Origin of the sequence: Streptomyces sp. Edi2 (assembly GCF_040253635.1) — a bacterium.
GTDB lineage: Bacteria > Actinomycetota > Actinomycetes > Streptomycetales > Streptomycetaceae > Streptomyces.
The window spans coordinates 2,854,209-2,879,104 of record NZ_JBEJGX010000003.1 but is presented as its reverse complement, the minus strand read 5'-3'; the positions used below and the strand labels follow the sequence as shown (position 1 = coordinate 2,879,104).

Below are 24,896 nucleotides of genomic sequence, written 5' to 3'. Positions count from 1 at the left end.
CGGTGGCCGTCCGTCCCGTGGCTATCGGCCCGGCGGCCGTCCACCCGGTGGCCACCCGCCCGGTGGCCACCGAGCCGTGATGCGCAGGCCCGACCGCCGTCGCTCACCTACCGGCCCTCGTGCTCTCCCCGTCGGCAACCGCTGGATCGGACGCCGCCGCATCCTCCTCCGCCTACGCCTTTTCTCTCACAGTTACCGACCGGATCCTTATAAAGGAACCTTTCTAAAGATACCTTTATTTCATGTCTCCGAGGTCGGAACCATCCCAGCAGCCCGAGCCGGTGCGGCCGGACGCGGACGGCGAACTGCGGCCGCGGTCCGATCCGTTCGCCGACTGCATACAGCTCTCCGATCCGCGTGCGCTGCGCGCCTATGCCCATCCCACCCGCATGGAGCTGGTCGGGTTGCTGCGCCGCGAAGGCCCGCTCACCGCCACCCGCGCGGCCGAGCTGACGGGGCAGTCCGTCGCCAGCTGCTCGTACCACCTGCGGATGCTCGCGAAGTACGACCTGGTGGAGGAGGCCGAGGGCGGTCGGGGGCGGGAGAAGCCATGGCGGGCGACCGCACAGTTCACCGGCTGGCCAGGGCACTCCGACGACCCCGAGGTCACCGAGGCTTCCACGGCCCTGAACGTCGCCCTTGCCGAGAACTACTTCACCAAGATGTCGCACGCCCTGGAGCAGCGCGCCGCCCTGCCCCGTGCATGGCAGCAGGCCGAGCAGTACGGGGATGTCTCGCTCTATCTCACCGCCGACGAACTCACCGAACTCGGCGAGCGGGTGACGGAGCTGCTGAGCCCCTATGTGGCACGGTTGCAGGACCCGGGGGCCCGGCCGGCCGATGCACGGCTGGTGAGCTTCCTTCAGGTCGCGTTCGTCCGGCATATCGAGACGCGGAGCGGCGGCGCGTCCCGTCCCGGGGACGACGGCGCGGACGGCGGCGGGGCCTTATGAGTCAGGCGGTCCGGGTCCCCGTCCTCTTACGGGAGCGCGCGTTCCGCCGCTACTGGGCGGCTCAGTCCGTCTCCCTCGCCGGCGATCAGATCTCCCTGCTCGCCGTCCCGCTCGTCGCCGTCCTCGTTCTGGGTGCCGGGGCCGCGGAAATGGGTCTGCTCAAGACCGCGGAGCTGCTCCCCGCCCTGCTGCTGAGTCTGCCCGCGGGGGCCTGGATCGACCGGCGGGCCCGGCGTCGCCGGATCATGATTGCTGCCGATCTGCTCCGTGCGCTGCTGATCATCTCCCTGCCCGTCGCCTACGCCGTGGGCGCGCTCACTCTCGCCCAGCTCTATGCCGTCGCCTTCGCCGTCGGTGCGTGCACCGTCCTCTTCGATATCTGCGACGTCACTCTCTTCGTCGCGCTCGTTCCCAGGAGCCGCTTGATTGCGGGCAGTTCCCTGCTCAACGGCAGTCGCGCGATGGCCTTTGTCGGCGGGCCCGGCGCGGGCGGCCTGCTCGTCCAGCTGCTCGCGGTGCCCCTGGTGCTGCTCGCCGACGCGCTGACCTTTCTGTACTCCGCCGTGCTGCTGGCGCGTATCGCGCCGACCGAGCCACCGCCCGCGCCGCCCGCCAAGGGGTATGCCACCGAGGGAGTGCGCTGGGCGTTGCGGCACCCCACCCTGCGCGCCATGTTCGCCGCCTCGGGGACGGTGCAGTTCTTCAACCTCATGTTCCACACCCTTTTCGTGCTCTACGCCACCACCGAACTCGGCCTGGAAGCCGCACTGTTGGGGGCGGTGCTGGGGATCGGCGCGATCGGCGGTCTCATCGGCGCGGCGGTCGCGGGCAGGGTGGTGCGCGCCATCGGTATCGGCCCGGCCATTCTGCTCGGCTACGCCGGGTTCACCGTGCCGCTCCTGCTCGTCCCGCTCGCCGACGGTGCCACCTCGCTGGTTGCCGCGCTGCTCTTCGTCGCCGAATTCCTGTCCAGCGTCGGCGTCATGCTCGTCGACATCTCCTCCGGCTCACTGCTCGCGGCGCTGGTACCGGACGTCTTGCGCTCTCGCGTCGCCGGTGCGTCCCGCACGCTGAACTACGGCTTCCGCCCCATCGGTGCCATGGCCGGTGGTGTGCTCGGCACGGCGCTGGGCCTGCGTCCCACCCTCTGGATCGCTACCGCCGGTGCCACCCTCTGCCTTCTCTGGCTGCTGCCCTCACCCGTCCCCCGAATACGCAGCCTTCCGGGAGCCACCACGCCCCAGGAGTCTGCGCCCGGGCCGGACCGCGGCCCCTCCGTGCACCTCCCCGAACCCAGTGGAGAAGCCACTTAGGCGGCGGTGACCCTGGACGACCGGCCGCGTGGGCCGACGGCATCGTGCAGCTCAGCGGGCCGGAGGCCGCCGGCGGGCTGTGTGGCGCACAAGGCCATGGACCGAGCAGGCAGTGCAGGCGAGTACGTGGCGCGATTGCTGCTGCCTCAGGATCCGTAGGATCCAGATCATGAGGAGGGGTGAAGGCGTCGAATGGGGCCTTCACTGCTGTGTGGGGCCGGCCGGGTTCGAAGGGCGCCGCCGGCCCGCTTCGGAGAGGACGCACCCCTGATGGACACCGCTGCCGCCGACGCCTACCTCGACCGGATCGGTGCCGCCCGCCCCGCGGCGCCGGACGCCGAGGCGCTGCGTGCGCTGCACCTCAGCCATCTGCGCACCGTTCCCTTCGAAAATCTCTCCATCCACCTCGGCGAGGAAATCGTGCTCGTGGAGCAGCCGCTGCTGGACAAGATCGTCCGCGCCCGCCGGGGCGGCTTCTGTTACGAGCTCAACGGTGCTTTCGCCCTGCTCCTGGGCGCGCTCGGCTATGACGTCGAACTGCTCTCCGCCCGCGTGTTCGGCGCCGACGGGCCCGGAATTCCGTATGACCACCTCGCGCTGCGTGTACAGACGCCGAGCGGGCCGTGGCTTGCGGACGTCGGCTTCGGCAGGCACAGCCACTTTCCGCTGCGCTGGGACAGCCGTGCCGAGCAGGCCGATCCCGGCGGGGTGTTCCGGATCGAGGAGACGAGTGAGGGAGACCTCGATGTCCTGAGGGACGGCGATCCGCAGTACCGCCTCGAACAACGCCCGCGTGCCTATGCGGACTTCGAGGCCGGCTGCTGGTGGCACCGGACCTCGCCCAAGTCGCACTTCACCCAGTCCCTGGTGTGCTCACGGCTGACCGGGACCGGCCGGGTCACGCTCTCCGGCCGTACGCTCGTGACCACCGGGGCGGATGGTGCACGGGACGAGCGTCAGCTGGACGGGGGGGAGGGAGAGGTCCTGGCCGCCTACCGGGAGCGCTTCGGGATTGTTCTGGAGCGGGAGCCCCGAGTCGGTGCGGTGCGGGCGCCCGGCGGCGGCGCTTAGGCCCGCGGCCCCGGCGGCCCCCACGGCCCCGGCAGCCCCCATGGCCCCCGTGGCTCCGCGGCCCCGTCGTTATTCGGCCTCGCGCCAGCCCTCGTACTCCGCCGCGAGGTCGTGCAGCCGCGCCGGGTCGTGGGCGGCGTCCGGGTCTTCGACCACCACCAGCCACTGGGCGTCCTCGGCGTCGTCCTCACCGGCCAGGGCGTCCCGTACGAGCTGGGGCTCCTCGGCGACACCGAAGCGTTCGGTCAGGGCCTCGGCCACCTCTTCCGCGGCATCGCGGTCGGGCAGTACCAGAACGTGCCGGAGGTGCGGTGGGTGTGGGGCAGCATCATTCACCCGGCCATTGTCCGACACGGCGATGACGCCGCTGTCAGGGAGGGGCCGGAGCAGCCCGACAGGGGCACCGGAGCAGAGTCGGTCAGGGGCACCGGAGCCGCCCGGCAGGGGCAGTAGAGCGGTCACCGCCGGGGCACCGAGCGGGTCCGGCACCGGCACCGGCACCGGAGCGGAGCCGCCCGGCAGGGGCACCAGAGCGGTCACCGCCGGGGTACTGAGCCGCTCCGGCACGGGCACCGGAGCAGAGTCGGTCAGGTACAGGAACAGGGTCAGGAACAGGGACAGGGACAGGGACAGGGACAGGGACAGGGACAGACAGGGACGTCGAGCCGTCCGCCACCGGCACCGGCACCGGCAACAGAGCCGAGCGGTCAGGGCCGGGGTGTCGAGCGGTCCGGCAGAGGCACCAAAGCGGGGGCAGGGCCGGGGTGTCCGAGTCGTCCGGGACGGGGTGTCAGTGGGGCGTGGGATGCTGGACGCGATGGCCAGGAAGACAGCTCAAGACGACCCGCTCGCCCCCGTCACGATCGCGGTGGGCCAGGAAGACCTGCTGCTGGATCGCGCGGTGCAGCAGGTGGTGGCGGCTGCCCGGGCGGCCGATGCGGACACCGATGTGCGCGACCTCACTCCCGATCAGCTCCAGCCCGGCACCCTGGCGGAGCTGACCAGCCCCTCGCTCTTCGCCGAGCGTAAGGTCGTCGTGGTGCGCGCCGCCCAGGACCTTTCCGCGGACACCATCAAGGACGTCAAGGCGTATCTCGGCTCGCCCGCCGAGGAGATCACGCTGGTGCTGCTGCACGCCGGCGGCGCCAAGGGGAAGGGTCTGCTGGACGCCGCCCGCAAGGCCGGGGCGCGGGAAGTGGCCTGCCCCAAGATGACCAAGCCGGCCGACCGGCTGGCCTTTGTGCGGGGTGAGTTCCGTGCGACGGGGCGTTCGGCGACGCCCGAGGCCTGCCAGTCGCTGGTCGATGCGATCGGCAGCGATCTGCGTGAGCTGGCCTCGGCCTGCTCGCAGTTGGCCGCCGATGTCGAGGGCACCATCGACGAGGCCGTCGTCGCGCGCTACTACACGGGCCGGGCCGAGGCGTCGAGCTTCACCGTCGCGGACCGTGCCGTCGAGGGCCGGGCCGCCGAGGCACTGGAGGCACTGCGCTGGTCCCTCGCCACCGGCGTCGCCCCCGTCATGATCACCAGCGCGCTCGCTCAGGGCGTCCGCGCCATCGGCAAACTGGCCTCCGCCCCGCGCGGCGCCCGCCCCGGCGACCTCGCCCGCGAACTGGGCATGCCGCCCTGGAAGATCGACCGGGTACGGCAGCAGATACGCGGTTGGTCGGCGGACGGCGTGGCCACGGCGCTGCGCGCGGTGGCAGCGGCCGACGCGGGGGTGAAGGGCGGCGGGGACGACCCGGCGTACGCCCTGGAGAAGGCCGTCGTGGCCATTGCCCGGGCGGCCCGTTCGCGGTGACGCCCGGCTCCTTGTTGTCGGCGCGGGCGTGCAGCAGCGTGATACCGGGCGGCTTCGGCGTCGGCGCTGGTGTCGGCCCAGGCGTCGGCGGCGTTGCCGACGCCCGCGCTGGTGCCGGCGCTGTGGGCAGGCAGGCCGTCATCGAGACGGTGGCCGGCGTGATCAGCGCTCCGTGTGCAGCCGCCTGAGTGTTTCCCTCGCGCTGGTCTTCAGCATCGTGGCCACCTCGGTGGCCGTCGGCTGCTTGGCGCTGTCGCTGCCACTGCTCGACGCATAGCTCGACCACGTCGACTGGTACGTCATCCAGCCGTCCCGGACGCCGAGGATCACATACGAGCTGCTGCTCGTGCCGCCGTCGTCCTTGCGGGTCACCAGATAGGCCTCGTCGCCGATTCCCGGTACGGCCTCGACCTGGTAGCTGATCGAGGTGTCCTGCTTCTCGTACGAGCGGTAGCCGTCGGCGAACTCCTGCGTCGGATCGGTCTCCTTGTGGAGCGTGGCGGTGTTGTAGAGCCAGGTGGAGGAGTAGGCGGAGGTGGTTGCGCCGTCCTGCTCGAATGAGACGTTGCAGGTCATCGTGTCCAGGGACTTCAGCTGGGCGCCGCTGTGCTGCGGGTTGGCGTCCTTCGAGGCCGTTCCGGTGCTCGCCTTGGTCTTGTAGTGGGCGTCCTCGAAGGGGGTCATCGAGGTGTCCGCACACAGATCGTTCGTGTAGGCGTAGCCCGCGAGGTCGGGGCTGGGCTCGGAGGAGAAGCCCCCGGTGGCGAACAACAACGAGGCCCAGATCGTGGACGCGGCGACCACGCCGCCGACGGCCCAGAGCCAGCCGGACGTGCCACGGTCCGCGCCACCGGGTGCGGCGACGGGTGTCCCCGCGGGTGGCCCCAGGGGCGGGGCGGGTACGCCAGGCGCCGGATAGCCGTATCCGCCGGCTTGACCCGGAGGTATGGCCTGCTGTGCGTAGGGATTCTGCTGTGTGGGCACCGGATTCTGGGGTGCGGGCACCTGACCGTATGGGTTCGGCTGTGGCTGTGGCTGTGGCTGTGGTTGGGCGTACGGATTGTTTTGGTCCCCCGAAATAGACATGGCGGCAGCGTAGCGGACCCCGCAGAAAGCGAACCCGGCTCTGCGGCACGCAAGTTCCCCCATGGTGAGCAGGCGGAAATGCGGCCCCATCTGCCCCCACCTGCAAGCTCACGCCACCTTCGCCCCCATGCCACGGGCCAGGCGCTGGTGCCTCAAGTGCCCCAAAACGATATCCCCGCAGCAATGGCCCCACAGCAGAAGCCCCAAGCGATGGCCTAACAGTAAAGACCCCACAGCAGAAGCCCCGGCGATGGAACACCACAAAACATTTCCCGTCCATCGTCCACGCCTCTTCGCAACAGAACCCCACAAGAATTCCCGTAAAGGAACCTCGCATGGGAACTCCAGAATGGAAGCCCAGCCTGATGGGAATGCCCCGAACCAAGCGCCCTACGCAATTCCATCCCGGCAAACCCACCCCGGGGAAGCCCGCTCCGGAAAACCCACCCCGGGAAACCCCGCCCCGGCAACCCCTGCCCGCCAAGTCCCACCGGCAGAGAGCGCCCCACCCTCAGCACTGACCCCCACCGGCAGAGAAGCCCCACCGCCGGCACCAACCCCCGCCACCCCACCCCGGCAAAAGAAAGAAGACCCCGCCTCACCCCTGGGGAAGGGGTGAGGCGAGGCCTTCGTATCAAGCTGTTGCGGCTTGGTCGGCGGGTTACGCCGAGTGAGCCGGGTGCGCCGCACCCGCGTGGCGAACGCAGGCCGTGTGCGGCGCGGTGGTGCATCGGTCAGGGAGCGGAGAGAGGGGCCGCTGGGTCCCTGCCGACAGGGGTACTACGGATGCTGCGATGGAGGAGGATCAGACCTGGACCGGCCGATGATCTCCTCCGGGAGGAAGGTCAGGCCTTGAGGGACGCGACCTTCTTGGCCAGCGCCGACTTCTTGTTGGCGGCAGCGTTCTTGTGGATGACACCCTTGCTGACGGCCTTGTCGAGCGTCTTGGCAGCGGCGGCCTGGGCGGTGGTGGCCTTCTGCAGGTCACCGGCCTCCACGGCCTCGCGGGTGCGACGGATCGCGGTCTTCAGAGTGGACTTGACAGCCTTGTTGCGCTGACGAGCCTTCTCGTTGGTCTTGATCCGCTTCATCTGGGACTTGATGTTCGCCACGAAAGAGCCTTTTCAGGTTCGTTGGAGTTTCGAGTAGCGCCTCGTACGTGAGAGGGCACGAAGCGCAGTGGACCAGGCTACCAGCAGGGTCTACGGCCACCCAAACCGGACCGGACCCACTCGCCCGAGCCGGACGGGACCCACCGCCCAGACCGGACCGGCCCCACCGCCCAATCCGGACCGAACCCACCGACCCGAGCCACGCCGACCACCCCCCCGGCCGCCGCCGACCACCACCCGGCCTCGACCGACCACGCCCCGGCCTTGCCCGACCCGTCCGCCCCGAAGCCCCCCGCCCGAAGCCCCCCCGGACCCACCCCGCCCCGCCCAAACCGGACCGAGCCCCTAGGTCATGGGACGATGGGGGAGACGTCATATACCCGAGTCCCGCCTACCCGCGTTCACTGAATGGACCCTGCGTGCCCGCGACCCCTACGAACGTGCCGGAGCCGAGCCGTACCGATCCGGCCCTCCTCCGTAACTTCTGCATCATCGCGCACATCGACCACGGCAAGTCGACGCTCGCCGACCGGATGCTCCAGATCACCGGTGTCGTCGACCAGCGGCAGATGCGCGCGCAGTACCTCGACCGCATGGACATCGAGCGCGAGCGTGGCATCACGATCAAGTCCCAGGCGGTCCGGCTGCCCTGGGACCCCACCGAGGGCCAAGAGGGCAGTGGGACGACCCACATCCTCAACATGATCGACACCCCGGGCCACGTCGACTTCACCTACGAGGTCTCGCGCTCGCTCGCCGCGTGCGAGGGCTGCGTCCTCCTCGTCGACGCCGCTCAGGGCATCGAGGCCCAGACCCTCGCCAACCTGTACCTGGCGATGGAGCACGAGCTCACGATCATCCCCGTCCTCAACAAGATCGACCTGCCGGCCGCCCAGCCCGAGAAGTTCGCCGCCGAGCTGGCCAATCTGGTCGGCTGCGAGCCCGAGGACGTGCTGCGGGTCTCCGCCAAGACCGGCGTCGGCGTGGCCGAGCTGCTGAACAAGGTCGTCCGCGAGGTGCCTGCCCCGGTCGGCGTCAAGGACGCCCCCGCCCGCGCGATGATCTTCGACTCGGTCTACGACGCCTACCGCGGTGTCGTGACCTACGTGAAGGTCGTCGACGGCACGCTCAGCAAGCGCGAGCGCATCAGGATGATGTCGACCGGCGCCGCTCACGAGCTGCTGGAGATCGGCACGAACTCGCCCGAGATGAAGGCGGCCGACGGGCTGTCCGTCGGCGAGGTGGGCTACCTGATCACCGGCGTGAAGGACGTCCGGCAGTCCAAGGTGGGTGACACGATCACCCAGCTCACCAAGGGAGCCACGGAGCCCCTGGGCGGCTACAAGGACCCCAAGCCGATGGTGTTCTCGGGGCTGTATCCGCTGGACGGCTCCGACTACCCCGAGCTGCGCGACGCCCTCGACAAGCTGCAGCTCAACGACGCCGCGCTCGTCTACGAGCCCGAGACCTCCGCGGCCCTGGGCTTCGGCTTCCGTGTCGGCTTCCTGGGCCTGCTGCACCTGGAGGTCGTCCGCGAGCGCCTGGAGCGCGAGTTCGGCCTCGATCTGATCGCCACCGCGCCGAACGTGGTCTACCGCGTCGACATGGAGGACGGGACCGAGCACGAGGTCACCAACCCGAGCGAGTTCCCGACGGGCAAGATCGACAACGTGCACGAGCCGGTCGTCCGGGCCACGATCCTGGCACCCAGCGAGTTCATCGGCGCGATCATGGAGCTGTGCCAGAACCGCCGCGGCAACCTGCTCGGCATGGACTACCTCTCCGAGGACCGGGTCGAGATCCGCTACACCCTCCCGCTCGCCGAGGTCGTCTTCGACTTCTTCGACCAGCTCAAGTCCAAGACCCGCGGCTATGCCTCGCTGGACTACGAGCCCACCGGCGAGCAGATCGCCGACCTGGTCAAGGTCGACATCCTGCTGCACGGCGACAAGGTCGACGCGTTCTCCGCGATCTGCCACAAGGACAAGGCGTACGCGTACGGCGTGCGGCTGGTCGCCAAGCTGCGGGAGCTGATTCCGCGGCAGAGCTTCGAGGTGCCGATCCAGGCCGCCATCGGCAGCCGGGTCATCGCCCGTGAGACGGTCCGCGCCATCCGCAAGGACGTCCTCGCCAAGTGCTACGGCGGTGACATCTCCCGTAAGCGGAAGCTGCTGGAGAAGCAGAAGGAAGGCAAGAAGCGGATGAAGATGGTCGGCAGCGTGGAGGTCCCCCAGGAGGCCTTCATCGCGGTGCTGTCCTCGGACTCCGACGGGGATGCGAAGGCGAAGAAGTAGCGCGCGCCGCCCGTGACGGCCGCAGGGCGCCGGTCCCCGGACAGGGAGCCGGCGCCCTGCCGGTTTTTCCCCGCTCACCGGAGGCGGGGAGAGGCGGAGCGCGGCGGCAGACGGGCAACTGGGCAGGAAGTTGGGCAGGTCATCCGGCCCGGCCGGCCTGCAGGCGGGGTGCGGAAGGTGTGATCCATCCCACCCGCGGTGGTCTGGGGCGGTCGGTCCGGAGCGGGCCGGTCCGGAGCAGTCCTTGATGGCCGGAACGGTCCGCGGCGGTCCACAGCGGGCCGCAGAGCCCCCGGGCCGCCCGATGCGGGCGCTCGGCGCGGCTCGCTGTCGGGCGTTGCGCGTGCTACGTACACCCATCGCACTGGTCACTTCCTTAACCAGTCGGCCGTAGCCTCTTACGCGTCGGCTTCTCGCGCTCTAGTCTGATCACTGCTCAAAGGTTACTCGCGAGTCACCAGCATCGAAGCGGGCCCCGGAGGACGCCGTGACGGACACCCACACGCTGATCGAAAACCGGCCGCCTTCGGTGGCGCATCTCTTCCTGGAACGGGTTGCGGCCACGCCCGATATCGAGGCCTATCGCTATCCGGTCCCGGCCTCCGGACCCGGGCCGGACGACTGGAAGTCGATCAGCTGGGCGCAGGCCGCGGAACGGGTCTACGCCGTGGCCGCCGGGCTCATGGCGCTCGGCATACTGCCCGAGGAGCGGGTGGCGCTGGCCGCCAGCACCCGCGTCGAGTGGATCCTCGCCGACCTCGGTGTGCTCTGTTCCGGCGCCGCCACCACCACGGTCTACCCCAGCACCAACACCGAGGAGACCGCCTACATCCTGGCCGACTCCGGAAGCCGGGTGCTGATCGCGGAGGACGCCGGGCAGCTCGCCAAGGCCCGTGAGCGGCGCGCGGAGCTGCCCGAGCTGGCGCATGTCGTCGTCATCGACGAGGCGGGCGCGGAGCCCGCCGAGGGCGATCCGGAGGGCTGGGTGCTCACCCTGGCCGAGCTGGAGAAGCGCGGCACCGCCTATCTGGAGGACCACCCGGAGTGCGTCAAGGAGCGGGTCGCCGCACTGCGCGCCGACCAGCTGGCGACGCTGATCTACACCTCCGGGACCACCGGGCGCCCCAAGGGTGTTCAGCTCCCGCACGACTGCTGGGCGTACATGGCCCGGGCGATCCCGGCCACCGGCATGGTCACCGAGGAGGACGTGCAGTACCTCTGGCTGCCGCTGGCGCACGTCTTCGGCAAGGTGCTCACCGCGGGCCAGATCGCGGCCGGACATGTGATCGCCGTGGACGGCCGGGTCGACAAGATCATCGAGAATCTGCCGGTCGTCCGGCCCACGTACATGGCGGCCGTGCCGCGGATCTTCGAGAAGGTCTACAACGGTGTCGCGACCAAGGCCCGGCAGGGCGGCGGCGCCAAGTACAAGATCTTCCAGTGGGCGGCCGAGGTGGCCCGCGAGTACGCCAAGGTCTCGCAGGACAACTTCCGCCGCACCGGCAACGCCTCGGTGCCGTTCGCACTCGGCGCCAAGCACCGGATCGCCGATGCCCTTGTCTACGCCAAGCTGCGGGAGGCGTTCGGCGGGCGGCTGCGCGCCGCGGTCTCCGGCTCGGCCGCGCTCTCGCCGGAGATCGGCTACTTCTTCTCCGGCGCCGGTATCCACATCCTGGAGGGCTACGGCCTGACGGAGTCCAGCGCCGCCAGCTTCGTCAACCCCGGCGAGGCCTACCGCACCGGAACGGTCGGCAAGCCGCTGCCCGGCACCGAGGTGCGGATCGCCGAGGACGGCGAGATCCTGCTGCGCGGCCCCGGCATCATGCAGGGCTACCACGGCCTGCCGGACAAGACCGCCGAGGTGCTGGAAGAGGACGGCTGGTTCCACACCGGTGACATCGGTGAGCTCTCCCCGGACGGCTATCTGCGGATCACCGACCGCAAGAAGGACCTGATCAAGACCTCGGGCGGTAAGTACATCGCGCCCGCCGAGGTCGAGGGCCAGTTCAAGGCGGTCTGCCCGTTCGTCTCCAATGTGCTGGTGCACGGCGCCAATCGGAACTTCTGCACCGCCCTGATCGCCCTCGACGAGCCGACGATCATGGCCTGGGCCAAGGAGCACGGTCTGGAAGGCAGGACGTATGCCGAGGTCGTCGCCACCGCACAGGCCCGCGAGCTGATCGACGGCTATGTCGAGCGGGTCAACGAGGGCCTGCAGCGCTGGCAGCAGATCCGCAAGTTCCGGCTGCTGCCGCGCGACCTGGACATCGAGCACGGTGAGGTGACCCCCAGCCTCAAGGTCAAGCGGCCGGTGGTGGAGCGGGTGTTCAAGGACCTGCTCGACGAGATGTACGCGGGCACGCGCGAGGCGTAGCCGCAAGGACACGGCGGTACGGGGCGGGTCGGCGCGTCCCGTATCGCCGCGCTTATAGGGGCCGGCGCGTCGCCCCGTGTGGCGTGGCACCTCGGGTGCGCGCGTCGCGTATCGCCGTGCTCGTACGGGTTGGCGGGTCCCGTATCGCCGCACCCGTACGGGTGAAGGCGGCGGCCGGCGGGAACCGTGGATTTCGCCGGACTTGTCCGTACAAGTCCCCCGGAGGCCGCTTGGCGGACGTCGGCCAACTCCCTCGGCGCGTCAGCCGAATTGGGCGCCGCGACCACCCACTTCTGTGACTCCGTGCTTATGTCTGCGCTCGTTCTGTCACTCTGTCGTTGGCGCATCCGGCGCTGCAGCGGAGCTGGTCGGGAGTTGCTCAATGCGGACGACAACTTCGTCTCCACGGGACGACGGCGTCACGGCGACGCGCATGGCGAGGGCGGGCGGGTCCCGTGGCGGACCCGGGGCCGGTCCTGCGACGGGACCCGCAGCCGGGGCCGGCACGGTGGCCGGGCCTGCCGAGGGGGCCGTGGCCCGTTCCCGGTGGACCAGCCTGCCCGGTGATCCGCAGGCCGCTGCCGTCGCCCGCCGCTTCGTCCGGGCCGCGTTCGCGGACTGGGCCGACCAGGGGCTGGCGGGCGCGGAGAGCCTGACCGGGCGGCTCGCGGACGAAGCGGTGCTGCTGGTCAGCGAGTTGGTGACGAACGCGGTCGTGCACGCGGGCACCACCGTCGAGCTGCGCTGCCGCCTGGAGCCGGAGCGGGAAGCGGGCGCGGAGTACCCGGAGGGCCGGAGCGGCGAGCCGTGCGGGGCCCGGAGCGGGCAGCCGTACCCGGCGCCGCCCGCGTACGCCTCCGGCGCAGGACTCGACGGCGCACCCGGCCCCGCCCCCGACGCCGCCCCCGGCCTCGTCATCGAGGTCTCCGACCACCACCCCGCCCAGCCGGTCCGCGCCCACGAGGACAGTGCCGCCTCCGAGAACGGCGGCCACGGCCTCCAGCTGATCAGCGCCGTCGCCGAATCCTGGGGCATCACCTACCGCAGGGCCATGAAGACCGTCTGGTTCCGGCTGCCCGTCGGCGCCCGGGACGGCGCCGGGCCCGAGCCGGAGCTCGCCTTCGACGACCAGTTGCTGCAGCACGGGCTGCGGGCCGCCGAGCTCCTGGCCCCGGCGCCGCGCCGCTCCGCCCCGCCCGACCACGAGGCCGGCGGGGTCGACAACGGCGCCCTCTCCTTCCTCGCCGAAGCCTCCGACCTGCTCTCCGGTCAGCTCGACGCCGATCAGGTCGCCTCGCTCGCCGCCCAGTTGATCGTGCCGCGGCTCGCCGAATGGTGCGCGGTGTGGCTCTATGACGGCGACAGCGGCGCCCCCGGCCGGGGCCTCGCGGCCGACGCCGAGGAACAGCGCCTCGCCCGCGTCTGGCACACCTCCGAGAGCCGGATCGACGCGCTGCGCACGGCGCTGGAGAAGCAGCCGCCGGAGCTGCCGGCCGGCGGCTCGCCCAGCGGTGCGTCCGGCGCGGTTCCCTGGCCCTGGCCGTACGAACCGGGCGGCTACGGGCCGGGCGGCGCCGCGCTCGCCTGCCCCCTGGTCGCGGGAGGCCGCCGGCTCGGCACCCTGCTGCTCGGGCGGGGCGGGCTGCTGCGCTTCCCCGACGAGGTGGTCGGGCTGATCGAGGACCTGGGACGCCGGGTCGCCCGCGCCGTCGCCACCGCCCGCGCCTACAGCCGTCAGGAGCGCATCAGCCAGGTCCTGCAGCGCCGTCTGCTGCCGCGGGGGCGGGCGCAGGTGCCGGGCGTGGAGTCGGCGGTGGTTTACGAACCACGGGAGGGGGCCTGGGCGGGCGGCGACTTCTGGGACCTCTTCGACGCCGGGGACGGCCGCTGGTGCTTCGCCCTCGGCGACGTCTGCGGCAGCGGGCCCGAGGCGGCCGCGGTGACGGGGCTGGCCCGCCCGGTGCTGCGGCTGCTGGCCCGGGACGGCTTCGGGGTGGCCGCGGTGCTCGACCGGCTCAACAAGACCATGGCACGGGAGGCCGCGGACTCGGTCGCGGCGGTCGCGGCGGCGGTCGCGGCGGCCGGGGCCGGGGCCGAGGCGCCGGTCGAGATCCGCGAGGAGGGCGAACAGGCCCGCTTCCTGTCCCTGCTCTACGGCGAGATCGTCCCGTACCCCGGCGGCGGCGCCCGCTGCACCCTCGCCAGCGCCGGCCACCCGCTGCCGCTGGTGCTGGGCACGGACGGCGGGGTCCGGGTGGTCGCGGCGCCGCAGATGCTGCTGGGGGTGGTGGAGGACGCCGCGTACGTCAGCGAATCGTTCGACCTCTGCCCGGGGGAAACGCTTCTGTGCGTCACCGACGGGGTGACCGAGCGGCGCTCGGGGCGGCGGCTCTTCGACGACGAGGACGGTCTGGCCGTCACGCTCGCCGCGGGTGCCGGCCTGGGCGCCACCGCCCTCGCCGATCACATCCGCAACACCGTCCACGCCTTCGGCCCGGTCCCGCCCGACGACGACCTGGCCCTGCTGGTCCTCCAGGCGGCCGGGCCCGGGGTGCCGTAGGGCACACCGCACCCGGACCGGCACCGCCCCGCCATGACGGACAATGGTTCCCATGCCTTCCGCACTGCCCGATGGTGAGCCGATGCCCGAGGACGGGGCGCTGCCCGGTCATACGCCGGCGGCCGCCGCCGGCCGGCCCCTGGCCTTCTATCTGCATGTGCCGTACTGCGCGACCCGCTGCGGCTACTGCGACTTCAACACCTACACCGCAAGCGAGCTGCGCGGCTCCGGCGGCGCCCTGGCCTCCCGCGACAACTACGCCGACACCGTCGTGGACGAGATCCGGCTGGCCCGCAAGGTGCTGGGCGACGACCCGCGCCCCGTCGAGACGGTCTTCGTCGGCGGCGGCACCCCGACCCTGCTGCCCGCAGCGGATCTCGGCCGGATGCTGGCCGCGATCCGCGAGGAATTCGGCCTGGCGCCGGGCGCGGAGATCACCACCGAGGCCAATCCGGAGTCCGTCGACCCGCGCTATCTCGACGGGCTGCTCGCGGGCGGCTTCAACCGGGTCTCCTTCGGCATGCAGAGCGCCAGGCAGCACGTCCTGAAGATCCTCGACCGTACGCACACCCCCGGCCGCCCCGAGGCCTGTGTCGCCGAGGCCCGCGCGGCCGGCTTCGACCACGTCAACCTCGACCTGATCTACGGCACCCCGGGCGAGACCGACGACGACTGGCGCGCCTCCCTGGACGCCGCGATCGGGGCCGGCCCCGACCACGTTTCCGCCTACGCCCTGATCGTCGAGGAGGGCACCCAGCTGGCCCGCCGGATCCGCCGTGGCGAGGTCCCGATGACCGACGACGACGTGCACGCCGACCGCTACCTCATTGCCGACGAACGCCTCGCCGCGGCCGGTTTCACCTGGTACGAGGTCTCCAACTGGGCCACCACCGACGCGGCCCGCTGCCGCCACAACGAGCTGTACTGGACCGGCGCCGACTGGTGGGGCGCGGGCCCCGGCGCCCACAGCCACGTCGGCGGCGTCCGCTGGTGGAACGTCAAGCACCCCGGCGCCTACGCGCAGGCCCTCTCCGAAGGCCGCTCCCCGGGCGCCGGTCGCGAACTCCTGACGGACGAGGACCGCAGGGTCGAACGCATCCTCCTGGAACTGCGCCTCGCGGACGGCTGCCCCCTGGACATCCTCGCCCCGGCGGGCGCGCGGGCGGCGTCCCGCGCCCTGGCCGACGGCCTCCTGGAACCCGGTCCGTACGAGGCGGGCCGCGCCGTCCTGACCCTGAGGGGACGGCTGCTGGCGGACGCGGTGGTGCGGGATCTGGTGGACTGAGTCGCTGCTGTGCTCGAATGAGTGAACCAATGCGAGGGGCCCGCGGCCCCGCCTAGGCTGCTCCTAGCCTGTGCCGTATACACGGCGACGGGATACGGAGGCCATGGAGATGACCGCTGTGGATGAACGCCGGATGACGGAGCTCTTCGAGAACCTTGAGGTTCCCGAGGGCGTCAAGATCGAGCTCCTCCGGGGGAACATCGTGATGATGGCGGGGCCAGACGTGGTCCATAACGACATCGTGGAAGCTGTCCTTGACCAGTTTCCGCGGAAGAAGTGGCGACGCCTGCAAACCCAGGATGTCGCGCTTCATCAAGAGTCCAGCGAGCCTCAGCCGGATCTCGTGCTGGTGGAGCGCGGAACCGGACCGGACTCCGGGCGCATGATGCCGCCCGAGGTGATCAAGATGGTTGTCGAGGTTGTCTCCAAGACCAGCGTTGATCATGACTATGTCATCAAGCGTTCGATTTACGCGGCGAGCAGACTTCCGCTCTACCTGATCATCGATCCCCTCGTGGCACACTGCGTCCTGCTCACCGGCCCCACTGGCACGGGGGAGAACGCCGACTACCGGTCGCAGTCGATCTATAAATTTGGCGATCCCGTGCCGTTGGACCAGCTCGATGTCGTACTCGACACCACCGAATTCGGGACCCTCCCCAACGTCAGGCCGCACCGCCGGCCGTGACGAAGTCGATCAGTTCCTCCACCCGCCCCAGCAGCGCCGGCTCCAGGTCCTTGTAGGAGCGCACGCAGGACAGGATCCGCTGCCAGGCGGCGCCCGTGTTCTCCGGCCAGCCCAGCGCCCGGCACACCCCCGTCTTCCAGTCCTGCCCGTGCGGGACGGACGGCCAGGCCGCGATCCCGACCGAGGACGGCTTCACCGCCTCCCAGACGTCGATGTACGGGTGGCCGACCACCAGTGCATGGTCCCCGGTCACCCCGGCCGCGATACGGGACTCCTTGGAGCCGGGCACGAGGTGGTCGACGAGGACGCCGAGACGGGCGTCCGGTCCGGGGGCGAAGCCGCGGACGATCGAGGGCAGGTCGTCGATGCCCTCCAGGTACTCCACGACCACCCCCTCGATGCGCAGGTCGTCGCCCCACACCCGCTCCACCAGCTCGGCGTCGTGCCGGCCCTCCACATAGATGCGCCCGGCGCGGGCGACCCGTGCGCGGGCGCCGGGCACGGCGAGTGATCCCGATGCCGTACGCGCCGGAGCGGTGGCCGCCGGCCTCTCCTGGGGGCGTACGAGGGTGACCACCCGCCCCTCCAGGAGGAAGCCGCGCGGCTCCATGGGAAAGACCCGGTGCTTGCCGAAGCGGTCCTCCAGGGTGACCGTCGGCCCCTGCGCCGTCTTCTCGCAGCGGATCACGGCGCCGCAGAAGCCCGAGGCGACCTCTTCGACGACCAGATCGGGCTCGGCCGGCACCTCGGGGGCGGGCCGCTGCTTCTTCCACGGTGGGGTGAGGTCGGGGCCGTAGTGCTTGCTGTGCATGGGGGCCTGTCTCGTGAGGTCGGCGGGCGGGGTCAGGAAGGCGCGACGCCGAAGCGGGCCGCCAGGGCGTCGCGTTGGGCACGGACGAACCGGGCGTCCACCACGGCGCCATGGCCGGGAACGTACCGTGCGTCCTCGCCGCCGAGGGCCTGCAGCCGGTCCAGCGCGCCGGGCCACTGCTGGGGCAGCGCGTCGGGGCCCGCCTGGGGCTCGCCGGACTCCTCGACCAGATCGCCGCAGAAGACGATCTCCGGCTCCCCGCGCCGGCCCGGTACCAGGACGGCCAGATCGTGGGCGGTGTGCCCGGGGCCGACGTTGGCGAGCAGCACCTGCCGGTCGCCCAGCTCGACGGTCAGCTGGCCGTGCACATGGTGGTGCGGGGCGACGAGCAGATCGGCGGCCTCCGCGGCGGCGTCCCGCGCGACGCCCTGCCGGATCGCGTCGTGCCGCAGCTCGTCCTTGCCCCGGCGCAGCAGCTCGCCCAGGCCGGCCGCGCCGAACACCTCGACGCCCGCGAAGGCGGCCGTGCCCAGCACATGATCGAAGTGGGGGTGGGTGAGCGCGATATGCGTCACTTCCCGGCCCAGCACACCGCGGATCGTCCGGCGCAGATCCGCGCCGTCGCGCAGGGTCGCGCCGGTGTCGACGATCATGACCCCGGTGCTCCCCGCGATCACCCCGATCGTCTCGTCCCAGCCCGGCATCCGGCGCCTGGCGACGCCGTCACCGAGTCGTTCCCAACCGGCCTCTTCCCAAGCAGTACGCATACCGAGACGCTAGCGCCATCGCGATAGCGTTGCCCGACAGATCGGCCGATCCCGGTCATCGGGCGGGTACTCCGCGCGCCCGCCCTTGCCGCACCCGTGCTACCCGGCCGTACACTGGCCCAAGGTCTGGCACTCGGCCCGTGTGAGTGCCAGGGAAGACGAAGCGGCGGACGGCCGGACTGGAGGTGCGCGGGATGCTCAGTGAACGCAGGCTGGAGGTGCTGCGCGCCATCGTCCAGGACTACGTCGGGACGGAGGAGCCGGTCGGCTCCAAGGCGCTCACCGAACGCCACCGGCTCGGGGTCTCCCCGGCCACCATCCGCAACGACATGGCGGCCCTGGAGGACGAGGGGTTCATCGCCCAGCCGCACACCAGCGCCGGGCGGATCCCGACCGACAAGGGCTACCGCCTGTTCGTCGACAAGCTGGCCGGCGTCAAGCCGCTGTCCAGCCCGGAGCGGCGGGCGATCCAGAACTTCCTGGACGGCGCCGTCGACCTCGACGACGTGGTGGGCCGCACGGTCCGGCTGCTGGCGCAGCTGACCCGGCAGGTCGCCGTCGTGCAGTATCCGTCCCTGACCCGGTCCACGGTCCGGCATGTCGAGCTGCTGGCCCTGGCCCCGGCCCGGCTGATGCTCGTACTGATCACGGACACCGGCCGGGTCGAGCAGCGGCTCATCGACTGCCAGGCACCGTTCGGCGAAGCCTCCCTGGCGGATCTGCGGGCCCGGCTCAACAGCCGGGTCGTCGGTCGCCGGTTCGCGGATGTGCCGCAGTTGGTGCAGGATCTTCCGGAGTCCTTCGAGCAGGACGACCGCGGCACGGTCTCGACAGTGCTGTCGGTGTTGCTGGAAACTCTGGTGGAAGAGACCGAAGAGCGGCTGATGATCGGCGGTACCGCCAATCTCACGCGCTTCGGACACGATTTCCCCTTGACCATCCGGCCGGTGCTGGAGGCCCTTGAGGAGCATGTGGTGATGCTCAAGCTGCTCGGGGAAGCCAAGGACTCGGGCATGACCGTACGTATCGGGCATGAGAATGCCCATGAAGGCCTGGCGTCCACATCGGTCGTCACGGTCGGCTACGGTTCGGGCGACGAGGCAGTCGCCAAACTCGGCGTGGTCGGACCGACCCGCATGGACTACCCCGGAACGATGGGAGCGGTACGCGCAGTGGCACGTTACGTCGGACAAATCCTCGCGGAGTCGTAAGTGGCCACGGATTACTACTCGGTCCTCGGTATCGGACGCGACGCCTCGCAGGACCAGATCAAGAAGGCCTTCCGCCGGCTGGCGCGTGAGCTGCACCCGGACGTGAACCCGGATCCGAAGACCCAGGAGCGGTTCAAGGAGATCAACGCCGCTTACGAGGTGCTGTCGGACCCGCAGAAGAAGCAGGTCTACGACCTCGGCGGGGACCCCCTCTCGCAGGCCGGCGGCGGCCAGGGCGCGGGCGGCTTCGGCGCGGGCTTCGGCAACTTCTCCGACATCATGGACGCCTTCTTCGGCACCGCGTCGCAGCGCGGACCGCGCTCGCGCACCCGCCGTGGCCAGGACGCCATGATCCGGCTCGACATCGAGCTGAACGAAGCCGCCTTCGGCACCACCAAGGACATCCAGGTCGACACCGCCGTCGTCTGTACGACCTGCAGCGGTGAGGGCGCGGCTCCCGGCACCTCGGCGCAGACCTGTGACATGTGCCGCGGCCGCGGTGAGGTCTCCCAGGTCACCCGGTCCTTCCTCGGCCAGGTCATGACGTCCAGGCCGTGCCCGCAGTGCCAGGGCTTCGGCACGGTCGTGCCGACGCCGTGCCACGAGTGCGCCGGCGACGGCCGGATCCGCTCGCGCCGCACGCTCACCGTCAAGATCCCGGCCGGTGTCGACAACGGCACCCGCATCCAGCTTGCGGGCGAGGGCGAGGTCGGTCCGGGCGGCGGCCCCGCCGGTGATCTCTATGTGGAGATCCACGAGGTGGCGCACTCGGTCTTCCAGCGGCGCGGCGACGATCTGCACTGCACGGTCACCATCCCGATGACGGCGGCGGCGCTGGGCACGAAGTGCCCGCTGGAGACGCTGGACGGGGTGGAGGAGATCGATGTCCGGCCCGGTACCCAGTCCGGCCAGTCGATTCCGCTGCACCAGCGCGGTGTGACCCATCTGCGGGGCGGCGGCCGGGGCGATCTCATCGTCCACGTCGAGGTGATGACGCCGTCCAAGCTCGACGCCGACCAGGAGGACCTGTTGCGGCGGCTGGCCAAGCTCCGCGGGGAGGAGCGGCCCACGGGGCAGTTCCAGCCGGGGCAGCAGGGACTCTTCTCGCGCCTGAAGGATGCGTTCAACGGGCGATAGCCGCAGGTGAGCCCGGGGGCCGGAGCCGTTCCCCGGGCGGCGCGGCGGCCTCGGCCCCGGTTCAGAACGGCGCGGTGGGCGTGACACGATGTGCGCATGCCCACCGCACTGACCGATCTCTGCCGCCATCCGATCGTGCAGGCCCCGATGGCGGGAGGCGGCTCCGGACCCGAGCTGGCCGCCGCCGTCTGCGGCGCCGGCGGTCTCGGCTTCCTCGCCGCCGGCTACAAAACCGCCGACGGCATGTACCAGGAGATCAAACAGCTGCGGTCGCTGACCGACCGGCCCTTCGGCGTCAACCTCTTCATGCCGCAGCCCTCGCTGGCCGACGGCTCGGTCGTCGAGGTCTACCGCGAGCAACTCGCGGGCGAGGCCGCCTGGTACGAGACCGAGCTCGGTGACATCGACGGGCCCATCGACGACGGCTACGAGGCCAAGCTCGCGATCCTGCGGGACGACCCGGTGCCGGTGGTGTCCTTCACCTTCGGCTGCCCCTCGCGTGCCGTCCTCGACTCCTTCGCCGCGGTCGGTACGTACACCATTGTCACGGTCACCACCGCCGCCGAGGCGCAGGCCGCCCAGTGGTCGGGTGCCGACGCGGTGTGCGTGCAGGGCGTGGAGGCCGGCGGCCACCAGGGCACCCACCGGGACGATCCGCATGCGGACGGCACCGGCGCGGGGCTGGGACTGCTGGCGCTGCTCGGCCAGGTCCGGGAGGCCGTACAGATCCCGGTGATCGCCGCGGGCGGGCTGATGCGCGGGGCGCAGATCGCGTCGGTGCTGGCCGCCGGGGCGAGCATGGCGCAGCTGGGCACCGCCTTCCTGGCCACCCCCGAATCGGGCGCCAACCCGCTGCACAAGCAGGCGCTGACCAACCCGCTGTTCACGCATACGGAGTTGACCCGGGCGTTCTCCGGGCGGCCCGCCCGCGGACTGGTCAACCGCTTCCTGCGCGAGCACGGCCCGTACGCCCCGGCCGCCTACCCCGCCGTCCACTACCTCACCTCCACGGTGCGCAAGGCCGCGGCCAAGGCGGGCGACGCGCAGGGCATGAACCTGTGGGCGGGGCAGGGGCACCGGCTGGCGCGGGAGCTGCCTGCCGGGCAGCTCGTGGAAGTACTGGCGGGTGAACTGGAAGCGGCGCGCGCCGCGTTGAGCCACCCGGGCGCCGGTGGCGCCGCATGACCGCGCCGGTGTTCCTCGTCGATTCGCTCGCGGACGTACGGGCCGGCGGCACGCTGACCCTGGACGGTCCCGAGGGCCGGCACGCGGTGTCGGTGCGCCGGCTGCGGGCCGGTGAGGAGGTCGTCCTGACGGACGGCCGCGGAGCGGGCGCGCACGGCACGGTCGCCGCCGTCGAGGGCAAGGACCGGCTCACCGTCGCCGTCGCGGAGCTGCGCACCGAGGCGCCGCCGGAACCCACGATCACCGTCGTCCAGGCGCTCCCCAAGGGCGACCGCGGCGAGCTGGCCGTCGAGACGATGACCGAGACCGGTGTGGACGGCATCGTGCCCTGGGCGGCGGCGCGTTGCGTCACCCAGTGGAAGGGCGAGCGGGCCGCCAAATCGCTGGGCAAATGGCGTGCCACGGCCCGTGAGGCGGGCAAGCAGTCGCGCCGGCTGACCTTCCCCGAGGTCGCGGACCCGCTGACGACCAAGCAGGTGGCCACCCTGCTCGCCGACGCCGACTTCGCCGCCGTCCTCCACGAGGAGGGCAGCTCCCCGCTCGCCACCGCCGAACTCCCCGCCGAGGGCCGGATCGTGCTCGTCGTCGGGCCGGAAGGCGGTGTCTCCCCGGAAGAGCTCGCCCTCTTCGCCGAGGCGGGCGCGGGGCCCTACCGCCTGGGGACGACCGTGCTGCGCACCTCCACGGCGGGCACCGCGGCCACGGCGCTGCTGCTGGGGCGCACGGGGCGCTGGAGCTAGGGAGTCACACCGGCCGCCCCGGACCTCCGGGCGACCAGCCCTCCCGTGCGGTGTGCGGTTCCGGGCGGCGGGGACCGCGCGGCGTGGGGTGGGGTGGACGCCCGGATACGGCCCGCCCGGTAGCATCCGAGGCCGTGCGCACCGTGCGTACGACACACGACCCGGGAGGTGCCACCGGTGGCGGGAGAACCGCAGGCCGACTGCCTGTTCTGCAAGATCGTGGCGGGAGAGGTTCCGGCGACCATCGTCCGGGAGACCGACACCACCGTCGCGTTCCGCGACATCAACCCCCAGGCGCCCACGCACGTCCTGGTGATCCCCAAGGTGCACTACCCGGACGCCGCGAGCCTGGCCGCCGCCGAACCGCAGGTCATCGCCGACATACTGCGCGAGTCCCGCGAGGTCGCCGCCGAGGACAAGGTCGAGGACCGGGGCTACCGGGTCGTCTTCAACACCGGCGCCGGCGCGGGCCAGACCGTCTTCCACGCCCACCTGCACGTGCTCGGCGGCCGCGGCCTGCAGTGGCCCCCCGGGTAACGCACCGTGTCCGTACGTGAATTGGTGGTCCTCGGCACCGCGAGCCAGGTTCCCACACGGCACCGCAACCACAATGGCTACCTGCTGCGGTGGGACGGCCAGGGGCTGCTCTTCGACCCCGGCGAGGGAACCCAGCGGCAGATGCTGCGCGCCGGGGTCGCCGCCCACGACCTCCACCGGATCTGCATCACGCACTTCCACGGCGACCACTCGCTCGGCCTGGCCGGGGTGATCCAGCGGATCAACCTCGACCGGGTGCCGCACCCGGTCACCGCCCACTACCCGGCCAGTGGCGAGCACTTCTTCGACCGGCTGCGCTATGCCACCGCGTACCGGGAGACGGTCCGGCTGGTGAAGCGGCCGGTGGCCGTCGACGGTGAGCTGGAGCGCTCGGCGGCGTACGTCCTGGAGGCGCGCAAGCTCTCGCACCCGGTCGAGTCGTACGGCTACCGGCTCATCGAGCCGGACGCGCGCCGGATGCTGCCGGAGCGGCTGGCGGCGCACGGCATCGCCGGACCGGACGTCGGGCGCCTCCGGCGGCTCGGCGAGCTGAACGGCGTCACCCTCGACGAGGTGAGCGAGCGGCGCCCCGGCCAGCGCTTCGCGTTCGTCATGGACACCCGCCTCTGCGACGGCGTCCATGCCCTCGCGGAGGGGGCGGACATGCTGGTCATCGAGTCGACGTTCCTGGACGAGGACGTTCAGCTGGCCACCGACCACGGGCACCTGACCGCCGGGCAGGCGGCGCAGGTCGCGGCGTCGGCGGGGGTGCGGCACCTCGTGCTGACGCATTTCTCGCAGCGCTACGACGACCCCACCGAGTTCGAGCGGCAGGCCCGCGCGGCGGGCTTCACGGGCGAGCTGACCATCGCCAAGGACCTGATGCGGGTGCCGGTGCCCAAGCGGCGCTGAACGCCCGGCGGAGATCCGTCCGCCGGGCGTGTGCCGCGCCGCTCCGGGCGTGCGCGCCGTGCTTCCGCGGCCGTGCGCCGCGCTCCTACGGCAGGTAGTACATCGGGTTCGGCAGCTTGAACGTCCGGTCCCCGGCACCGCCGTTCAGATCGCTGTACTGGTCCCCGAAGTTGGCGACGAGGCGGTAGCCGAGAGACTCGATGTGCTTGCGGGTGCCCGACTTGTACTCGACCGTCGTGCAGGTGGCGCCGCAGGGCAGGTAGGCCGGCGGGTGCTCCTTGTTCTTCAGGTAGACGTGCCGGCTGTCCAGGGGCACGTCGTAGCCGACGTTCGTGAGGTTGCGCACGCTCCAGTCGCGCTGCGCCTCCTTGCGGCCGGTCAGGAAGAACACCTCGGCGCCCTTGGCGTGCGCCCAGTTCACGAGCCGGTTCATGCCGAAGACCGGGTCCATGTCGTGGTGGGCCAGGTACTTGTCCTGGCTCTCCTCGGTGTAGTGGAAGCCGACCTGGAGCTCGTAGTTGTAGGTGAGCAGGGTCGTGTCGTCCATGTCGAGGACGATGGCCGGCTTGGCCTGCTTGCCTTCCTTGCCCTGCTTGCCCGTCCGGCCGTGCTGCGCAAGGGCCTTGGACAGGTAGCCGCGGGCCTTGGCCTCGATGCCGCGGACCTGGCGGGCGTAGTTGCTGTGCGGGGAGGCGTAGTGCTCGCCGTCCGCCGTCACCGTGTCGCCGTAGTACGCCTTGATCTTGTCCTGCACCTGCGTGAGGTTGGGGATCTCTTTGTCGGTGCGCGGCACGGAGTGTTCGGCGGTGGCCTGGCCTATGCCGAAGACCGCGGTGCCGGTGACGAGGGCGGCGACCGTCGCGGCGCCGAGCCGGGCTCTCCGGGTGAGGGCGGGGCGGAAACGGGCGGGGCGGGGCATGCGCGACTCCTCAGGAGACATGAGTGGACCCCGTAGGTCTAACAGAGCCTCAAGTCGGTCTCTACGCGCGAAGATTCAACCCTTGGCAAAGGCTCATGGGTACGGACTCTTGACAGCCATGACGCTCCCTGGCCGCCCAC

Annotated in this window: 21 protein-coding genes; 15 read left to right on the top strand and 6 right to left on the bottom strand. The window is 71.2% G+C overall.

Annotated elements, in window-relative coordinates:
• Positions 1-242 precede the first annotated feature (242 nt).
• From ABR737_RS16175 to ABR737_RS16165, 3 genes are all read left to right on the top strand, one after another.
• Positions 243-953 carry a winged helix-turn-helix domain-containing protein gene (locus ABR737_RS16175; protein ID WP_350256802.1) on the top strand — a complete coding sequence of 237 codons (711 nt, stop codon included), beginning with the start codon at positions 243-245 and terminating at the stop codon, positions 951-953.
• On the top strand, positions 950-2,266 hold the full coding sequence (locus tag ABR737_RS16170; protein WP_350256801.1) for an MFS transporter: 1,317 nt from the start codon (positions 950-952) through the stop codon (positions 2,264-2,266). Before ABR737_RS16175 ends, ABR737_RS16170 begins: the two co-directional genes overlap by 4 nt.
• A gap of 270 nt (positions 2,267-2,536) precedes the next feature.
• Positions 2,537-3,337: an arylamine N-acetyltransferase family protein gene (locus tag ABR737_RS16165; RefSeq protein ID WP_350250878.1), complete on the top strand. Its 801-nt coding sequence runs from the start codon at positions 2,537-2,539 to the stop codon at positions 3,335-3,337.
• 69 nt (positions 3,338-3,406) lie between these two features.
• Here ABR737_RS16165 and ABR737_RS16160 read toward each other — a convergent pair whose 3' ends face one another.
• A complete protein-coding gene (locus ABR737_RS16160; RefSeq protein ID WP_502964486.1) occupies positions 3,407-3,691 on the bottom strand; it encodes a hypothetical protein in 285 nt (94 codons plus the stop codon).
• A 463-nt stretch (positions 3,692-4,154) separates the two neighbouring features.
• Here ABR737_RS16160 and holA point away from each other — a divergent pair, with 463 nt between their 5' ends.
• Positions 4,155-5,138, top strand: a complete 984-nt coding sequence (holA, locus tag ABR737_RS16155; RefSeq protein WP_350250877.1) for a DNA polymerase III subunit delta — start codon at positions 4,155-4,157, stop codon at positions 5,136-5,138.
• 162 nt (positions 5,139-5,300) lie between these two features.
• Here holA and ABR737_RS16150 read toward each other — a convergent pair whose 3' ends face one another.
• Positions 5,301-6,122 (bottom strand): hypothetical protein, encoded by an 822-nt coding sequence (locus tag ABR737_RS16150; protein WP_350250876.1) that lies wholly within the window; start codon positions 6,120-6,122, stop codon positions 5,301-5,303.
• Between the two features lie 947 nt (positions 6,123-7,069).
• Positions 7,070-7,336 carry a 30S ribosomal protein S20 gene (gene rpsT, locus ABR737_RS16145; RefSeq protein ID WP_327156985.1) on the bottom strand — a complete coding sequence of 89 codons (267 nt, stop codon included), beginning with the start codon at positions 7,334-7,336 and terminating at the stop codon, positions 7,070-7,072.
• Between the two features lie 419 nt (positions 7,337-7,755).
• Between rpsT and lepA the strand changes: the two genes are divergently transcribed.
• From lepA to ABR737_RS16120, 5 genes are all read left to right on the top strand, one after another.
• Positions 7,756-9,630, top strand: a complete 1,875-nt coding sequence (gene lepA / locus ABR737_RS16140) for a translation elongation factor 4 (protein ID WP_350250875.1) — start codon at positions 7,756-7,758, stop codon at positions 9,628-9,630.
• Positions 9,631-10,117: 487 nt separating this feature from the next.
• The gene (locus ABR737_RS16135) at positions 10,118-12,004 is read left to right on the top strand and encodes an AMP-dependent synthetase/ligase (protein ID WP_350250874.1); all 1,887 of its coding nucleotides are present in this window, start codon (positions 10,118-10,120) and stop codon (positions 12,002-12,004) included.
• Positions 12,005-12,386: 382 nt separating this feature from the next.
• Complete coding sequence (locus ABR737_RS16130) at positions 12,387-14,564, top strand: SpoIIE family protein phosphatase (RefSeq protein ID WP_350250873.1); 2,178 nt, start codon at positions 12,387-12,389, stop codon at positions 14,562-14,564.
• A 52-nt stretch (positions 14,565-14,616) separates the two neighbouring features.
• Positions 14,617-15,849, top strand: a complete 1,233-nt coding sequence (hemW, locus tag ABR737_RS16125; RefSeq protein ID WP_350250872.1) for a radical SAM family heme chaperone HemW — start codon at positions 14,617-14,619, stop codon at positions 15,847-15,849.
• Between the two features lie 109 nt (positions 15,850-15,958).
• Positions 15,959-16,537: a Uma2 family endonuclease gene (locus ABR737_RS16120; protein ID WP_350256800.1), complete on the top strand. Its 579-nt coding sequence runs from the start codon at positions 15,959-15,961 to the stop codon at positions 16,535-16,537.
• On the opposite strand, the gene ABR737_RS16115 is transcribed toward ABR737_RS16120, so the two are convergent.
• Entirely contained in the window at positions 16,515-17,348 is an 834-nt protein-coding gene (locus tag ABR737_RS16115; RefSeq protein WP_350250871.1) for a DUF3097 domain-containing protein, read from the bottom strand. The two genes, ABR737_RS16120 and ABR737_RS16115, sit on opposite strands and share 23 nt — an antisense overlap.
• Positions 17,349-17,380: 32 nt before the next feature.
• Entirely contained in the window at positions 17,381-18,115 is a 735-nt protein-coding gene (locus ABR737_RS16110; RefSeq protein ID WP_350250870.1) for an MBL fold metallo-hydrolase, read from the bottom strand.
• 194 nt (positions 18,116-18,309) lie between these two features.
• On the opposite strand from ABR737_RS16110, the gene hrcA reads away from it, so the two are divergent.
• The 6 genes from hrcA to ABR737_RS16080 all read left to right on the top strand — a co-directional run bounded on the left by hrcA (position 18,310) and on the right by ABR737_RS16080 (position 23,837).
• On the top strand, positions 18,310-19,326 hold the full coding sequence (hrcA, locus tag ABR737_RS16105; RefSeq protein ID WP_350250869.1) for a heat-inducible transcriptional repressor HrcA: 1,017 nt from the start codon (positions 18,310-18,312) through the stop codon (positions 19,324-19,326).
• Positions 19,327-20,463: a molecular chaperone DnaJ gene (gene dnaJ, locus ABR737_RS16100; protein ID WP_328386887.1), complete on the top strand. Its 1,137-nt coding sequence runs from the start codon at positions 19,327-19,329 to the stop codon at positions 20,461-20,463. It abuts the gene before it with no gap.
• Positions 20,464-20,559: 96 nt separating this feature from the next.
• Positions 20,560-21,648: a nitronate monooxygenase gene (locus tag ABR737_RS16095; RefSeq protein ID WP_350250868.1), complete on the top strand. Its 1,089-nt coding sequence runs from the start codon at positions 20,560-20,562 to the stop codon at positions 21,646-21,648.
• Positions 21,645-22,388 carry a 16S rRNA (uracil(1498)-N(3))-methyltransferase gene (locus ABR737_RS16090; protein ID WP_350250867.1) on the top strand — a complete coding sequence of 248 codons (744 nt, stop codon included), beginning with the start codon at positions 21,645-21,647 and terminating at the stop codon, positions 22,386-22,388. Before ABR737_RS16095 ends, ABR737_RS16090 begins: the two co-directional genes overlap by 4 nt.
• A 177-nt stretch (positions 22,389-22,565) precedes the next feature.
• Positions 22,566-22,925: a histidine triad nucleotide-binding protein gene (locus tag ABR737_RS16085; RefSeq protein WP_086720407.1), complete on the top strand. Its 360-nt coding sequence runs from the start codon at positions 22,566-22,568 to the stop codon at positions 22,923-22,925.
• Positions 22,926-22,931: 6 nt separating this feature from the next.
• On the top strand, positions 22,932-23,837 hold the full coding sequence (locus tag ABR737_RS16080; protein ID WP_350250866.1) for a ribonuclease Z: 906 nt from the start codon (positions 22,932-22,934) through the stop codon (positions 23,835-23,837).
• Positions 23,838-23,922: 85 nt separating this feature from the next.
• On the opposite strand, the gene ABR737_RS16075 is transcribed toward ABR737_RS16080, so the two are convergent.
• Positions 23,923-24,756: an HAD family acid phosphatase gene (locus tag ABR737_RS16075; RefSeq protein WP_350250865.1), complete on the bottom strand. Its 834-nt coding sequence runs from the start codon at positions 24,754-24,756 to the stop codon at positions 23,923-23,925.
• Positions 24,757-24,896 lie beyond the last annotated feature (140 nt).

Coding starts and splice junctions, on each gene's coding strand:
- ABR737_RS16175 (WP_350256802.1), top strand. CDS start 243: ATGTCTCCGAGGTCGGAACCATCCCAGCAGCCCGAGCCGGTGCGGCCG.
- ABR737_RS16170 (WP_350256801.1), top strand. CDS start 950: ATGAGTCAGGCGGTCCGGGTCCCCGTCCTCTTACGGGAGCGCGCGTTC.
- ABR737_RS16165 (WP_350250878.1), top strand. CDS start 2,537: ATGGACACCGCTGCCGCCGACGCCTACCTCGACCGGATCGGTGCCGCC.
- holA (WP_350250877.1), top strand. CDS start 4,155: ATGGCCAGGAAGACAGCTCAAGACGACCCGCTCGCCCCCGTCACGATC.
- ABR737_RS16130 (WP_350250873.1), top strand. CDS start 12,387: ATGCGGACGACAACTTCGTCTCCACGGGACGACGGCGTCACGGCGACG.
- hemW (WP_350250872.1), top strand. CDS start 14,617: ATGCCTTCCGCACTGCCCGATGGTGAGCCGATGCCCGAGGACGGGGCG.
- ABR737_RS16120 (WP_350256800.1), top strand. CDS start 15,959: ATGACCGCTGTGGATGAACGCCGGATGACGGAGCTCTTCGAGAACCTT.
- ABR737_RS16115 (WP_350250871.1), bottom strand. CDS start 17,348: ATGCACAGCAAGCACTACGGCCCCGACCTCACCCCACCGTGGAAGAAG.
- ABR737_RS16110 (WP_350250870.1), bottom strand. CDS start 18,115: ATGCGTACTGCTTGGGAAGAGGCCGGTTGGGAACGACTCGGTGACGGC.
- hrcA (WP_350250869.1), top strand. CDS start 18,310: ATGCTCAGTGAACGCAGGCTGGAGGTGCTGCGCGCCATCGTCCAGGAC.
- ABR737_RS16095 (WP_350250868.1), top strand. CDS start 20,560: ATGCCCACCGCACTGACCGATCTCTGCCGCCATCCGATCGTGCAGGCC.
- ABR737_RS16090 (WP_350250867.1), top strand. CDS start 21,645: ATGACCGCGCCGGTGTTCCTCGTCGATTCGCTCGCGGACGTACGGGCC.
- ABR737_RS16075 (WP_350250865.1), bottom strand. CDS start 24,756: ATGCCCCGCCCCGCCCGTTTCCGCCCCGCCCTCACCCGGAGAGCCCGG.